Here is a 13,506-nt window from a genome sequence, read left to right on the forward strand (position 1 = left end):
TTGGAAATGGACATCGTCAAGAAAATGCGTTGGGAGCGGCCGCTCGAATTTGATCATTTTGAGTCTCAAAATGCGACCACCGTGTCTCAAGACGGTCCGAAGGCGACGGATAGCCTGACGAATATTCTGCGTCTCGTGCAATCGGATGCCGGGGCGGGCGCCGCTGCGGCGGTCGCGACGCCCTCGTCTCCCCAGGACTGGACGAGCCTGATCGAGCGCGTGCGGGCCGCCGCCCACCGGACCCGCGAAGTCGAGGCGCAGGCCCAGGAGCAGGAGCAGCGGGTGCACGAGCTGCTGGAACGCGTTCGCGACGACGTCAAGCTCGCCAGCGAGCGGGTGCGGACCGCCGAGGCCAGGGCGGCCAACATTCAGGCCCAGGCCGAGCAGCGCATCCGGGCGGCGGAGGAGCGGGCGGAGGCCGCGGAGGAGCGGGCGCGAATCGCCGAGGATTGGCTGAAGCAGGTCCACGAAGCCATCGTCAGCGAATTCTCGATCCTCACGGAGGCGCCGTCCAAGGTTGCGTGATCGTCCCTCCGGCGGGCGGGGGCTCAGGGCCGCGCGTCGGTGAAGGGCGAGGGCGGCAGATCGTCCCGCCGCATCGCCGGCGGATCCAGCCCGAGCGCGACGCCGCGCCCGGCCACGAGACGGGCGAGCGCCGCGAGGTCGCCGGATGGCGGTGCTGGGCCGTCGAGGCGGGTGTTGAACAGGATGATCTGCCGGCCCGCCTCGGCCCGTTCGCTGAGGGTGACGAGGTCGCCGCCGATGGTCACGTTGTCGATGATCTGGTTGTTGCGCGCCACGCCCGGATGATCGGAGAGCGCCTCCGCGAGCTTCGGAAAGCGCAACCTCCAGGGCGGCGAGTCCAGCGGCATCGCGGCGAAGGCGGCGCGAAATTCCGAATCCGCCTCGTCGAGGGATGACTTCATCCAGGTCAGGCCGCGCGCATCGAGCGCCACCATCGGGCTCGACGCGACGAAGACGTTGCGGGTGACAGTGTTGTCGCTGCCGCCGCCGATGAAGACCGGCTGCTGGACATCGACGAACAGGTTGCGCCGGATGGTGAAGCCGCTCGCCATGTCGTCGAGGTAGACGCCCTTCACCTCCATCCCCGGCACGGTGCGGATGTCGTGGACATAATTGTCCTCGATGATCGAACCGCGGGCGGTGAAGTCGCGGCCGGCATAGATCGCGCCGGTGTCGCTCAGGCCGTGGATCAGGCGGGCGACCTCGTTGCGGCGGAAGACGTGATCGTTGCCGCGCAGGTAGACCGCGTAGCCGACCGCGTCGCTGATGAGGTTCCCGCTCGCCTCCGCGCCCACGCCGTCGAGTTCGATCGCCGAACTCTGGGTCCAGCTCAGCCGGGAGAAGCGGGAGAAGCGGGTGTCGCGCACGAACAGGCTGCCAGGCCGGAGGGTGGCGCGGTCGCCGCCGACGAGGCGGACCGCGCTCGCGCCGATATCGTGGATCGCGCTGCCGGAGAGGCCGCCCCGAACGACATCCTCGAACACCACTGCGCGGCCCGCCGCCCAGGACAGCTCGCTCGCCCGGATCTCGATGTCCTCCCCGCCCCGCGCGACGATCAGATCGCCGCGGGCGCGCTCCAGCCGGAGCCGCTCGATGCGCAGGTGCCGCGCGCCCTCGGCCCGGATCAGCGTCTCGGCGAGGCTCGCTTCCAGTTCGGTCGCGCCGGGGGAGGGCCAAGCGAGCAGCAGGCCGCTGTCGCGGTCCCGCCACCATTCGCCGGCCTCGTCGAGGGCCGCGAGCGCGTGCACCAGCCGCATCCGGGCGCCCTCGCGGATTCCTTCGTAGGGCGGCACCTCCAACTCGAAACGGTGGCGGTGGTCGACCCGCGCGACGGGCAGCGTTTCGAGCAGCCAGTCCCACCGCCAGAAGCCCGCGGCCCACAGCTCGCGCTCCCGGGCCAAGTCGGGCAGAGGCGGTGCGTCCCTGAGGGTGAAGTCCAGGCCTTCGGGGGCGGCGGTGGCGATCCTCGCCCAGGCGGCATCCGGACCGGACGTCCCGATATTCGGCCACTGCGCCGGCCGCAGGGCACCGACGGAATCGAAGATCTCGGTGATGCGCGGATGCGTCTCACGCAGGAGCCGCGGGGCGCGGAAGGCCGGCTCCCGGCGCAGCGCATCCGGCAGGCGGTAGGCCCGCACCGCCTCGCGGGCGACCGCGGGCAGGCGCTCGCGCAGGTCCGGCGGCAGCGGCGCGGACGGCAAGGGCACGCTGCCGACGAGCCGGCTCGATCCATCGGCCGCGCCGCGCAGGATCAGCGGCGCCCCTTCAGTCCCGGAATGTTCGGGGCCGATCCGCACCGGCGCGGTGATGCGGTGCGTGCCAGGCTCCAGTTCCACGACGATCGCTCGCCCCTCCCCCTGTCGGCGCAGGGCCGCCACGCGGGCGAGCGCCTGCGGCAGGTCCGCGAAGCGGTCTTTCCGGCCGGTGCCGGCCGCTCCGGTGGGGGTGACGCGCAGGATCAGGGATGCCTGCGGATCGCCCGCCTGGACCCGCCCGGCCAAGCCGGGGACGGAAAATCCTGCGAGGACGGCCGCGACGAGCGCGGCCAGGGTCCGGAGCGGCCCGAGGCTCACGCCTCGGCGTCCGCGTCGGTCATGACGAGATGCACCCGCGGGTCGCGGCCGATGGCATCGAGCGCCCGCCGCAGCCGGCTGACGGCGCTGCGGGTGGCGCTCGCCGTCAGCAGCAGCGCGGGGAAGCGCTGGTCCTGGGCGAGGCGCTCGGCGGCGATGTCGGTGCCGATCAGCCCGATATCAACGAAGACCGTGTCGAAGGACGAGGCCGCCGTCAGGAGCGCGCCGGTATAGGCCGCGGTGCCGAGGCTCAGGGCCGCGTCGTCGAAAGGCAGGATCTTGACCCCGGTCGGCCCGTCCACCAGCGCGTCGCCGAGCCCCGACTGCGTCCGCAGCGCTTCGGCGACGCCACGCTTGGCCGTGACCCGCAGATCGCGCGAGATCATCGCCTCCGGATCGGCATCGACGAGGAGCACCCGCTGGCCGTCGAGCGCGGCCGAGGCGGCGAGGCTGCGCGCCAGCTCCGATTTGCCGGTCCGGTCATCCGCCGAGGTGACGAGGACGATCGTCGGTCGCGCGGCCGCGACGTCGCGCTGGAGCCGGCTTCCGAGGCGCGCCACGGCGAGGTCGTAGGCGGTGTCGGCGCGCAGGGACTTGCCGCCGGCCCGGCCCCGCGTGCGGGTCCGCGCCCGGACCGGCAGCGCCGCGACGACCGGGAGGCCGGCGAGTTGCTGGAGCCGGCGGCGGGAACCGATCCGCCCGGCAGCCGGGACCGCGAGGAGCGCGAGCGCAACGCCGATGCCGAGCCCGGCCGCTACCGCCGCCGCGAAGATCGCCGGGATCGGCGGGCCGAGCCGGCGGGCCGGGAGCGAGGCCGGCGAAATGATGCGCGAGGTCGAGGTGTCGAGGCGCTGCTGCTCCTGCAGTTCGCGGGCGCGGACGAGGAAGGCCTCGTAGACCGCGCGGCTCGCCTCGACCTGCCGCTCCAGCTCGCGCAGGCGCACGAAGCTCCTGTCGACGGACAGGGCCTCCTTCTTGCGGCTCTCCAGGGTAGCGGCGAGCGAGGCCTCGTTGGCGAGCGCCGAGCGGTAGTCGTTCCGGGTCGCCGCGGCGATGCGCCGGATCTCGGCGTTGATGTCGTTGCGCAGGGTCTGCACCTGCAGCTCGCCGGTGCGCAGGGTGGGGTGGCGCGGCCCGAGGTTGGACACCGTGTCGGCGCGCGCCGCCTCGATCTGGGCGAGCTGGGCGCGCAGCTGGGCGATGGTCGTGGACTGGACGATCTCGGTCACCGAGTTGAGATCGGCTCGCCCGTTGGCGACCGCCTCGATCTGGGCAAGGCGCCCGCGCAGCTCGCCGGCCCGGGCGCGCGCGGCGCCGAGCTGCTGGTTGAGCTGGGTCAGCGCCTGTTCGCTGACGAGCTGGCCGCGGGTGCCGACGAGATTGTTGGCGGCGCGGAACTTCTGCGCTTTGTCCTCGGCCGTGCGCAGATCGTCCTGCAATTCGCCGAGCCGACCGGCTACCGCCTCGCCGGCCTTGCGGGTAACCTGCGCCTGCGCCTGCGAGACGGTGGCGAGATAGGTCTCGGCGATCGCCTGGGCGAGATCTGCGGATTTCTGGCGCGACTCGGTGGTGACGGCGAGTTCCACCACGAAGCTGCGCTCCAGCCGGCGGGCCGCGGTGCGGTCGCGCAGGGTGCGCAGGGCCGTGAGACGGTCGTCGGATGGACCGCCGGAGGCACCGAGCAGCGAGGACAGGCTGCCCTTGACTGTTTCCAGCAGCGAAGCGGAGCGGACGAAGTCCGGGTCCTGATCGAGCTTGAAGCGACCCACGACCTGCCGCAGGACGTCGTCGGAAATCAGGACGCGGATCTGGCTGTCCACGAGGAGCAGGCTCGCGTCACTCGCCTGATCGGAGGGCGTCACGCCGTCCTTGACCACCTGGATGCCGCGCGGGTCGATCAGGATCTGCGTCACGGCGGCGTAGAGCGGCGGCACCAGGGCGAGCCACGCCACCGCCGCCACGAGGAGCAGGGCCACGGGGGCGAGCACGAGTGCCCAGCGCGCGCGCAACGCCCGCGCGATCTCCCGCGGATCGAGGAACCAGGGTTCCGGCGTCACGTCGGGCTTGCCCGGCTCGGCGCCGACGAAGAATCGCGAAGGCATCCGCTCGACCATCGTCATCGCAAGACTTTCGAACAAAGGGCTTCCGCGGACTCAGCCGGCCCGCTGCGATCGATCCGGCCCGCCGCCCCTGTCCCGGAGCGGATCACACGAGATGATCCTTCCCGTTTCGGGACATCGGCCGCGCGCCGGATGTCGGTTGGCGGCTCACGCTTCAAGATGCACGCCACCAGCACGCCATGTGCACGCCCTGCGGACGTCATGCGGGCGCCGCCCGTCGAAAGTCGAAGGAAGCCGTGTCCGCCGCGAGCGCCTCCGCCGGCTCGCGGCGCAGGGCGCCGATGCGGGCATAGGCCAGCAGGCCCACGAAGGTCAGCACGTTGATGTTCCAGTCCTGAAAGATGCCCGGTGTCGTCATGCCGTTGAGGATCAGGAAGAACACGCAGGTGGCGACGAGCCGGCGCCCGGCGCGGTCGAGCTTCATACCCCAGCGCATCGCCGCCCCCAGCACCATCGCGCAGAGGCCGATCCCGATTATGCCGGTGCCGGCCCAGGCGCTCAGCAGCATGTTGTGCGAGCTCGAGATGAACACCGCGTCCCGGGCCAGCGTCTCCGCCAGCGCCGTGGTCGGGATCAGGAGCTGGATGAAGCGGTCGCCAGCCGCGTAGCCGGCGCCGACGAAGCGGTCCTTGGTCGCCTCGATGAAGACCGGCCAGAAGGTTCCGCGGCCGGTGGCGTCGGCGAGCTCCTCCGGCGGCTTCTGCAGCACGGTCGAGATCACGTCGAGGAGCGCCGGGAAGGCGGACAGGCCGCCCATCAGCACGACGAACAGGGTCAGGTAGACGGTGAACCCGGCATAGCCGAGGAGGCGCAGCCGCCGGTGGTGCGATGCCACCATCAGGCCGGGCACCGCCGCCACGAGCGAGGCGGTGCTCGCCGCCGAGCCGGCGATGACGAAGCCGGCGAAGGCCAGCAGGAGGTGGGGGGCCCGGTGGCGGATGCGGTCGTCGAAGATGACGAGGAAGGCGTAGGTCGCGCAGAGATAGGGGACGAGGTTGTGCTTGGCCGACGAGAAGACGATCCCGTGCGCGAGGTTGTCGAGGATGATCGGCGCCGTGGCGATCAGCCAGAGGACGATGAACGCCGCGAAGAGGTTGGGCAGCCGCCGCTCGATGTCGCTTCGGTCGAAGATCAGGATCGAGGCGAGCGTGAAGATCGCCAGCTCGACCGTGCGGTAGACCGTGTAGGTCGGCACGATCGACCACGCGGTGCTGACGCCGTTCACGAGGATCATCAGCGTGAATGGCAGGTACGGCATCGAGAACGCCACCAGCAGGACGCGCCGGTCGACGGCGATGCGGATGGCGAGATAGAGCCCAGTCAGGCCTGTCATGGCGACGAGGGCGATGTTGGAGGCCGTGAGCCCCTGGTCCAGCACGGCATTCCCGTCGTCCCGCGGGACGTTGAAGACGAGCGGCAGCAGCGCGAAGACCGACATCAGGGCGAAGGGCACCGCGACGGGTCCGTTCAGCGGTCCCAGCCGGGTCTCGAGACGGTGGCGCGCCAGCGGGTAGAGCAGCGCGAACCAGACCACCACGGCGACGACCAAGAGGAGATTCAGCATTCCGGCGGTTCCATCGGCTTTTCCTCGGGCGGAATCCCCGGTCGTCTCCTCAGTTCGGCCGGATGGGAAGGAAGCCGACCGCGTGCCGCGTCGATCCCGTGCCTGCCAAGACTCCGTGGAATCTTGGTTTATGGCGCCTTTCGGGCCGCCAGGGCCGTGCGCGACGCCGTGACCCTGCGGCGCCTAGCCAATTTTTCGGTAAAGGCGGGACGCGGACTTGTCGAAATGCTTTCCAGGGCCGTAACCGACCCGATCGCATCAGGTCGGCCTTCCCAGGTTGCTCCTCCGCCGCGCCTCCTCTCTCGACGGGCCGGCGACCACTTCGCCGGAAGGCGCCTCTAGAGCCGTATCCGACCTGATTGCATCAGGCCGGCGTCTCTAGCTCATTGTTTTGGCGCGCCTTCTTTCGACGAACCGGTGACCACTTCGTCGGGATGCGCTCTAGGCGCCGAACAGGACGACCTCGGTATAGGTGAGGTCGCCGGTGGCCGGCGGGTTCGGGCCGCGGGCGTATTTCGGGGCCCGGCCGTCGAAGAAGTGGCCGACGAGCCCCGGCAGCTTCCCCACGGCATCGAGCACGAACCACGGCATGGCGTGGTGCAGGACGAGGTAGCGCCCGATCGCGCCGAGGAAGGCGGCCAAGTCGAGGGCGGTCGAGCGGTAAACGAGTTGGAGGCAGGGCAGGCGCGGCCACCGGGTTTCCCCCGGCCGCAGCTTGATCGCGCGCCGCTGGAACAGGACGGCCCAGGCCTTGTCCCCCTCCGAGCAGACGAGGCCGATGCAGCCATAGGCGATGTGGTCGGCGACCAGACGGGCCTCGTGCTCCGGCAGCAGGCGCAGGGTCTCGGGTGTGGCCGCCCGGACGCGGCGTCCGCGGCCGAAGCCGGCGAGCAGCGGCATGACGAGCATCTGACCGGAGCAGACCGGCTTGAAGCCGCGCGCCTTGTGCATCTGCCACGTCTGCGGGGCGGGCGAGACGTTGGTGTAGGTCACGCGCCGGTCGCGCATGGCGAAGCCGTCGAGCAGCGTGCCGAGCGCGCGGAATTCCGGCAGCACGTACCAGCTCGACAGGTTGCAGCGCAGATGCGTGCCGGCCTCGTCCGTCACCGTTCGGTAGAGCGCGAGCAGGACACCGACGATCGCGCCGTCCCGATCCAGCACATAGCCGTAGCGCGGCACGTCGTCGGGCAGGGGCTGGATGCGGTGCCGATCGAGCCCGGTCCACCAGTAGGCTTCCGAGCGGTCGGGAAAGCCGATCTGCAGAAGCCGAACCACCGAATCGAGGTCGTCCTCCTCGATGAGGCGGCAGCGGACCTTCACTCGCGCCGCCCGAACGCCCTCCCCTGTGGGGGGGACATCGACCAACCCCTCGTTCACTTCATTCATCGCCGGCCCCCTTCGCCTGATCGTGCTGCCCGGCACCGGTGCCCCCAGGAATCGACGTCATCGACCGAGGGAGACCGGCGCATTCTCGTCCCGCGCCCGGACATGCTCGAAATCGAGCGAAATCGATGCCGGTCGGTCTGTCCCGTTGCGAGACGGCACTTCTTGGTAGACGAATGATCTGATCGATCGGGATCAAGCAAGACAGCGCGGGCGAATACTGATTTCACACCAACGATCGTCGGATCGCGTGGCCGTCTGAATCGGCGGCACCGCCGCCGGCGCAGTTCACGCCGTGCTGCCGGCATCGATGGTGAGGACCGTGCCGGTGATGTTCCGGGCTCGGTCTGACATCAGGTAGGCGACGGCGTCGGCCACGTCCTGCGGCTCGGCCAGCCGCTTGAGGGCGCTGCGGTTGGCCACGCGGCCGCGCTCGGCCTCGTCCATCTCGCCGGTCATCGCCGTCTCGATGAAGCCCGGCGCCACCGCGTTCACCGTCACGCCGAGCCGGCCGACTTCGCGGGCGAGCGACTTGGTGAAGCCGATCATCGAGGCCTTGGTCGCGGCGTAGACCGAGAGCGCGTTGTAGCCGGTGAACGCGATGATCGAGCTGACATTGACGATCCGGCCGGCGCCGGCCGTCATCATCCCGCGGGCGAGATACTTGGTCAGCACCATCGGCGCGAGGGTGTTGAGGTGGACGAGTTCGGCGATCTTGCTCGCCGGCATCGTCGTGAGCAGGCCCGGCGTGCCGAGCGCGGCGTTGTTGACGAGGCCGTAGACTGGCCCGTGCTCGGCCCGGATTCGTTGCGCGAGCGGCTGCAGCGCGTCGATCTCGCCGAGATCGCCGGCCATGAATTTGATCCGGCCGGGACCGGCCGCCGCTTGTGCCGCCTCCAGCGCCTCGCTCGGGCGCCGGGCGAGCGCCACCACGCGAAACCCGTCGGCGGCGAGCGTCGCGGCGGTGGCGAGGCCGAGCCCGCGGCTCGCCCCCGTGACGACGACGAGGCGTCCGGTCTTGAGTTCGTCGCTCACGCGCCCCTCCGCACCAGCTTGCCGCCCGAGGTGATCGGCAGCGCGTCGACGAATTTCACGCTCGCCGGAACCTTGTGGCCGGCAAGCCGCGGGCGGCAATGGGCGATGATCGCCTTCTTGAGGGTTGCCTGATCCGCGCCCGCATCGGCGCGCAGCACCACCTCCGCCTCGACCACGGCACCGAGGATCGGGTTCGGCCGGGCGCGCACGCGGGACATCGACACGCCGGGGAAGACGTTGATGACGGTCTCGACCTCTTCCGGCTGCACCTTGGCGCCGCCGACATTGATCACGCCGCTGCGCCGGCCGAGGAAGTGGTAGCGCTCGCCGCGCCGCTCCACGAGGTCGCCGGTATCGATGAAGCCGTCGGCGGCGATCAGCGCCTCGGGCGCCGCGCCGAGATAGCGCCGGCCGGTGCGGGATGAGCGCACGAACAGGCTGTCCTCGCGCACGGTGATCTCAATTCCGGCGCGCGTCCCGATCAGGGCGGCCGGGAAGCCTTCCTGCCCGTCCTCGACGGTGAAGCCGACGCCGCCCTCGGTCGAGGCGTAGGCATGGGCGATGCGCGCCTGCGGGAAGGCGCCGCGCAGGGCATCGAGGATGGTCTGGTCGGCAATCTCGCCCGAGAGCCGAACGTAGCGGGGGCTCAGCCGGTCGAGCGCCGCGCTCATCAGGGCCAAGCGCCAATGCGAGGGCGTGCCGAGGATGTGGCTGACCTGTCGTTCGCCGACACGGACGAGATAGTCGCGCACCGGCTCGCTCGCCTCGGAGAGCACGAGCGAGGACGGCCCGAGCATCGCCCGCAGGAGGACCTGCAACCCGCCGTAGCGGCGGATGTCGTAGAAGGTGCTCCACACCGTGCCGGGCTCCGGGGTCGCGGCGGTGTTGATGCCGCCGGCCAGCCCTTCGAGGGTGTGGGCGACGAGCTTCGGCGCCCCGGTCGTCCCGGAGGTGGCCAGAGCCCATTCCGTCTCGCGCGGCGTCTCCGCGGCTGCGCGAAAAGCCTCCTCGGCGTCGATGCGGGGCAGGCCCGGCAGGGCGTCCGCGGGAAGCCCTTCCGCGTCGGTGACGCAGATCTCGGCCTCGGCATCGAGGGCGATTCGGGCGATGTGCTCCGGCGCGAGCTTCGGCGGGACGAGGGCGAGCCGGGCGGCGAGGCCGTCCAGCGCGATCATGGCGCGGGCGGACGCCATCTGCCCGCCCACGGCGAGCAGCACCCGGCGGCCGGCCAGCGCCGCGGTCGCGTGCGCGTCGCGCCCGCCGGAGACGATCCCGGCGAGATTCCGCTCGGTGCGGTGATCGGACAGGAACAGGTCGTCGAGACCGCCCGCCGCCAGAAGTCTCTCGCGCAGGATCATCGCGGTCAGGCCGCCAGACGGGTCGCGGCGCGGTCGTAGAGGGCGACGAGGTCGCCCACCGTCACCGGCAGGTCGGAGGCGTCCATCTCGCTGAACGGGTCGGCGCCGGTGAGATCCTCCATCCGCGCCACCAGCAGGGCGAAGCAGAGCGAGTCGAACTCGGTGTCGAGCATCACGAGGTCGTCGGTGATCGGCGGCATCCGCTTCTCCTGCTCGGCGGCGATGGCGGCGATCTCGGCGAAGACGGTGGAACGCAGGGACATGGTGGCTCTCCTCAAGGATGGGCTGCAAGGACGGGCTGGCTGGACGCGCCGCGAAGGCATTCGCCGAAGTCGCGGGCGATGTCCGACAGGATCGGTCGGCCGCGCGGCACGAGCCGCCCGAGGCCGTAGAAGAAGTGGATCATGCCGGCGTGGCAGGTGTGGGCGGCGCCGACCCCCGCCCGCTGCAGGCGCGCGGCATAGGCCGCGCCCTCGTCGCGGACGGGATCGTATTCGGCGGTATGGATGCGGGCCGGCGGCAGGCCGGCGAGGTCCGCCTCCCGCAGGGGCGAGAGCCGGGGCGAGGGCGCGGCGGCCGCGGGGCCGCAGGCGGCGAGATCGCCCTGGATCGTCGCTTCGTCGAGAAAGTAGCCGCGGGCGAAGTCGCGGCGCGAGGCGGGGGCGCCGTGCACATCGAGCACCGGGCAGATCAGGAGCTGCGCGCGGATCGTGCCACCGCGCCGCTCCTGGCAGACCCGCGCCGCCAGTCCCGCGCCGGCGGAATCGCCGCCGATCCCGAGGCGGGCCGGATCAATTCCCAGTTCGTCCGCATGGGCGGCTACCCAATCGGCCGCCGCCAGCGCGTCGTCGAGGGCGGCCGGGAACGGATGTTCCGGCGCAAGCCGGTAATCGATCGAGACGACGCGGACCGAGCCGCCTTCGGCCAGAACCCGGCAGATCCCGTCATGGGTGTCGAGGTCGCCGGTCACCAACCCGCCGCCGTGCAGGTAGATCAGGCCGGGACTGCCCTCGCTACCCTCGCCGCCCTCCGGCGCGTAGAGCCGCGCGCCGAGCGGCCCGGCCGGACCCGGCAGGACGAGATCGCAGCCTCCCACGCTCTCCGCCGTCAGCCCGGCGAGGCGCGCAAGCCCGCGGATCGCTTCCCGGCGGGCGTCCAGGGCGATGCCGTCCGAGCTCCCGAGCGCCATCATGTCGAGGAAGCGGCTGACATGCGGATCGAGCGGCATCGGACGGCTCCCGGTGCCTTCGTCAGAGCTTCAGCGCGGAGCGGATTGCGGCCGGCCACGCCTCGATGCTGGCGCCGTGGGTGGCGAACAGGGCCACCGCGAGACGGTCCATGCCGAAGGCGACGCAGCCGGTATGGGCCGGCTCGCCGTCCTCCAGGTTCAGGCCCCAGGTCGTGCCGAAATGCTCGCGGTGATAATTGAAGCTCATGCAGGCGGTGCCGGCGGCAGCCCCCCGGAGCGGGATCAGCAGCTCGAACTTCAGCGCCTGTTCGAGCTGGCTGAAGGCCATGATCTGGCCGAGCCGGCCGAAGAACGGATCGCTCGCGGTCTCCACCGTGTAGGGAAGCCCGAGTTCGTCGGCCATGGCGGTGGCGGTCGCGATCCAGCTCTCGCGGAAGGCGACGATCTGCTCCGGCGTGCCGATGCGGACGTATTCGCGCATCCGGAAGGATTGCAGCCGGTCGAGATGGCGCGAGGGCTCGCGGCGGAAGCAGTCGCAGGCGACATCGAAGCGGTAGCCGGTGACGGGCACCGCGCCGCGGGCGGCGGCGATCGGGTAGACCGGGTAGCAGGCGGCCGGGGTCAGCACGAGGTCGGCCGTCTGCAGGTCCGCGGTCCAGTCGCCGCCGGCGAGATGCTTGTCGGCCGAGGCACGGATCTCGGTCTCGGTGCCTTCGAGGCAGGAGACGCAGCCGAGAAGGTTCGGGAAGCTCTTGAGGTAGCCGTGCCGCTCCAGATGCGCCCGGCTCATGACGGGCGGGAAGCGGAACACTTCCGTGTCGGCCTCGCGCCGGGCCGAGATGAAGGCGGCCAGCGCTTCCACCACCGACTCGTAGGCGCCGGTGCGGGCGTAGACGCCTTGCGCGTTCATCGGCTTGAACATCGCGTCGAACAGGGCGTCGAGCGGATCGGTCGCGGGCGGCGAGGCCGGCGCGTTCATCACGGGCATGTTCATGGCAGGCAAGTCCTCAGGGCGTGAGAGCGGGCGCAGGCGTCAGGCGCCGAGCGAGGCGGCGACGGGCGACATCAGCGTCGCGGTGGCGAGGTTGGCCACGATCCGGTCGTTGTGGATCATGATCGGCGCCGAGAGGATGTCGCGCAGGGCCCGGCCGATGCTGAAGTCGCCGTCCTGGCGGTAGCCGGCGAGCCCGTTGGCGCGCAGCGCGCTCGACACCGTGGCGACGGCGAGTTCCGAGACCTCGACCTTGAGCATCGTCAGCGCCGTCTGGACATCGAGGCCGGCGAGCGCGGCGGGATCGCCCTCGGCGCCCTCGAAGGTGTCGAGCGCCTGGGTGATGAGGGCGCGGGCCTGCTTCAGGCTGGAGACGGCGCGGGCGTAGTGCAGCGCGCCGGGCGGGGCGACGCCGCCGGCGCCGCGCATCACTGTCCGGGTGAAGGCCTGGGCGCGGTCGACGGCGGAGGCCGCGATCCCGGCCCAGGCGCTCGACCACAGGATGTGCGAGACCGGTGTCATGGTCTGGTTGTGGATGTCGGCATAGCGGGCGGCGAGCACCTGCTGCGGCAGGCCGCGGGCCTTGAGGCGGAAGCCGCTGCTGCAGGTGCCGCGCATGCCGAGCGTCTCCCAGCCGCTCAGGCGCTCCAGGCTGTAATCCTCCTTCAGGAAGACGCAGAGCACCTGGTCGGACGGCCCGGCCTCGGCCGAGCGGCGGGCGACGGTGACGACGCCGTCGGCCTGGGCGCCGTAGGAGATCACCGTGGCGGCCCGTTCCAGCGTGACGGCCGCGCCTTCGGCCTCGATCGCGGCGGCCGACGAGCGGACATTGCCGCCGCCCTGCCCTTCCGTGGTCGAGGAGGCCATCAGCATCTGCTCGTCGGCGATGCGGCGCAGCAGCCCGTCCTGCCAGGGCTCGCCCCGGCCATGCCGGATCAGGCAGGCGACCTTGGTCTGGTGCATGGCGAAGATCATCGCCGAGGAGGCGCAGGCCCGGCCCAGGATGTAGGCGATCTCGGCGAGCATCCGCAGCGAGGCGCCCTCCCCGCCGAGTTCGATCGGCACGGCGGCTCCCAGCAGGCGTTGCGAACGGAAGGCGGCAACGGCTTCCTCGGGGAAGCGCCCGTCGCGGTCCACCGCCTCGGCATGGGCGGCGGCGATGGCGGCGGCGGCGCTGGCGCGGGTCAGGAGGTCGGCGGCGTCGCCGATGCGGGCGTCCGGCTGCGGCGAGGGCTGCATCGTCATGGCGGGGCTCCGATGGGCTGAAGC

11 protein-coding genes are annotated in these 13,506 nt (G+C 71.3%); 1 reads left to right on the plus strand and 10 read right to left on the minus strand.

The features are described from left to right. The first annotated feature begins 81 nt into the window (after positions 1–81). Positions 82–525 (plus strand): hypothetical protein, encoded by a 444-nt coding sequence (locus MPPM_RS24985; protein ID WP_244573410.1) that lies wholly within the window; start codon positions 82–84, stop codon positions 523–525. 23 nt (positions 526–548) lie between these two features. Here MPPM_RS24985 and MPPM_RS24990 read toward each other — a convergent pair whose 3' ends face one another. The 10 genes from MPPM_RS24990 to MPPM_RS25035 all read right to left on the minus strand — a co-directional run bounded on the left by MPPM_RS24990 (position 549) and on the right by MPPM_RS25035 (position 13,482). Continuing rightward, on the minus strand, positions 549–2,597 hold the full coding sequence (locus MPPM_RS24990) for a right-handed parallel beta-helix repeat-containing protein (protein ID WP_096487377.1): 2,049 nt from the start codon (positions 2,595–2,597) through the stop codon (positions 549–551). Beyond that, complete coding sequence (locus tag MPPM_RS24995; RefSeq protein WP_244573411.1) at positions 2,594–4,699, minus strand: GumC family protein; 2,106 nt, start codon at positions 4,697–4,699, stop codon at positions 2,594–2,596. Before MPPM_RS24995 ends, MPPM_RS24990 begins: the two co-directional genes overlap by 4 nt. Before the next feature lie 217 nt (positions 4,700–4,916). Continuing rightward, positions 4,917–6,281, minus strand: a complete 1,365-nt coding sequence (locus MPPM_RS25000; RefSeq protein WP_096487379.1) for an O-antigen ligase family protein — start codon at positions 6,279–6,281, stop codon at positions 4,917–4,919. Positions 6,282–6,722: 441 nt separating this feature from the next. Continuing rightward, on the minus strand, positions 6,723–7,667 hold the full coding sequence (locus MPPM_RS25005) for a GNAT family N-acetyltransferase (RefSeq protein WP_096487380.1): 945 nt from the start codon (positions 7,665–7,667) through the stop codon (positions 6,723–6,725). Positions 7,668–7,952: 285 nt separating this feature from the next. Then, positions 7,953–8,699, minus strand: coding sequence for an SDR family NAD(P)-dependent oxidoreductase (locus MPPM_RS25010; protein WP_096487381.1), 747 nt, complete (start codon positions 8,697–8,699; stop codon positions 7,953–7,955). Next, positions 8,696–10,057, minus strand: coding sequence for an AMP-binding protein (locus MPPM_RS25015; RefSeq protein WP_096487382.1), 1,362 nt, complete (start codon positions 10,055–10,057; stop codon positions 8,696–8,698). Before MPPM_RS25015 ends, MPPM_RS25010 begins: the two co-directional genes overlap by 4 nt. 5 nt (positions 10,058–10,062) lie before the next feature. Then, positions 10,063–10,320, minus strand: coding sequence for an acyl carrier protein (locus MPPM_RS25020; RefSeq protein ID WP_096487383.1), 258 nt, complete (start codon positions 10,318–10,320; stop codon positions 10,063–10,065). An 11-nt stretch (positions 10,321–10,331) separates the two neighbouring features. Beyond that, positions 10,332–11,285, minus strand: coding sequence for an alpha/beta hydrolase (locus MPPM_RS25025; RefSeq protein ID WP_096487384.1), 954 nt, complete (start codon positions 11,283–11,285; stop codon positions 10,332–10,334). A 22-nt stretch (positions 11,286–11,307) separates the two neighbouring features. Next, the gene (locus MPPM_RS25030; protein WP_096487385.1) at positions 11,308–12,240 is read right to left on the minus strand and encodes an amino acid--[acyl-carrier-protein] ligase; all 933 of its coding nucleotides are present in this window, start codon (positions 12,238–12,240) and stop codon (positions 11,308–11,310) included. Positions 12,241–12,279: 39 nt separating this feature from the next. After that, the gene (locus MPPM_RS25035; protein WP_096487386.1) at positions 12,280–13,482 is read right to left on the minus strand and encodes an acyl-CoA dehydrogenase family protein; all 1,203 of its coding nucleotides are present in this window, start codon (positions 13,480–13,482) and stop codon (positions 12,280–12,282) included. Positions 13,483–13,506 lie beyond the last annotated feature (24 nt).

Origin of the sequence: Methylorubrum populi, assembly GCF_002355515.1 — a bacterium.
GTDB classification, from domain to species: Bacteria; Pseudomonadota; Alphaproteobacteria; order Rhizobiales; family Beijerinckiaceae; genus Methylobacterium; species Methylobacterium populi_A.

Bases quoted from the DNA above. Each gene is read 5' to 3' on its own strand.
- MPPM_RS25025 (WP_096487384.1), bottom strand. From the start codon at position 11,285: ATGCCGCTCGATCCGCATGTCAGCCGCTTCCTCGACATGATGGCGCTC.
- MPPM_RS24995 (WP_244573411.1), bottom strand. From the start codon at position 4,699: ATGCCTTCGCGATTCTTCGTCGGCGCCGAGCCGGGCAAGCCCGACGTG.
- MPPM_RS25005 (WP_096487380.1), bottom strand. From the start codon at position 7,667: ATGAATGAAGTGAACGAGGGGTTGGTCGATGTCCCCCCCACAGGGGAG.
- MPPM_RS25015 (WP_096487382.1), bottom strand. From the start codon at position 10,057: ATGATCCTGCGCGAGAGACTTCTGGCGGCGGGCGGTCTCGACGACCTG.
- MPPM_RS25035 (WP_096487386.1), bottom strand. From the start codon at position 13,482: ATGACGATGCAGCCCTCGCCGCAGCCGGACGCCCGCATCGGCGACGCC.
- MPPM_RS25030 (WP_096487385.1), bottom strand. From the start codon at position 12,240: ATGAACATGCCCGTGATGAACGCGCCGGCCTCGCCGCCCGCGACCGAT.
- MPPM_RS25000 (WP_096487379.1), bottom strand. From the start codon at position 6,281: ATGCTGAATCTCCTCTTGGTCGTCGCCGTGGTGGTCTGGTTCGCGCTG.
- MPPM_RS25020 (WP_096487383.1), bottom strand. From the start codon at position 10,320: ATGTCCCTGCGTTCCACCGTCTTCGCCGAGATCGCCGCCATCGCCGCC.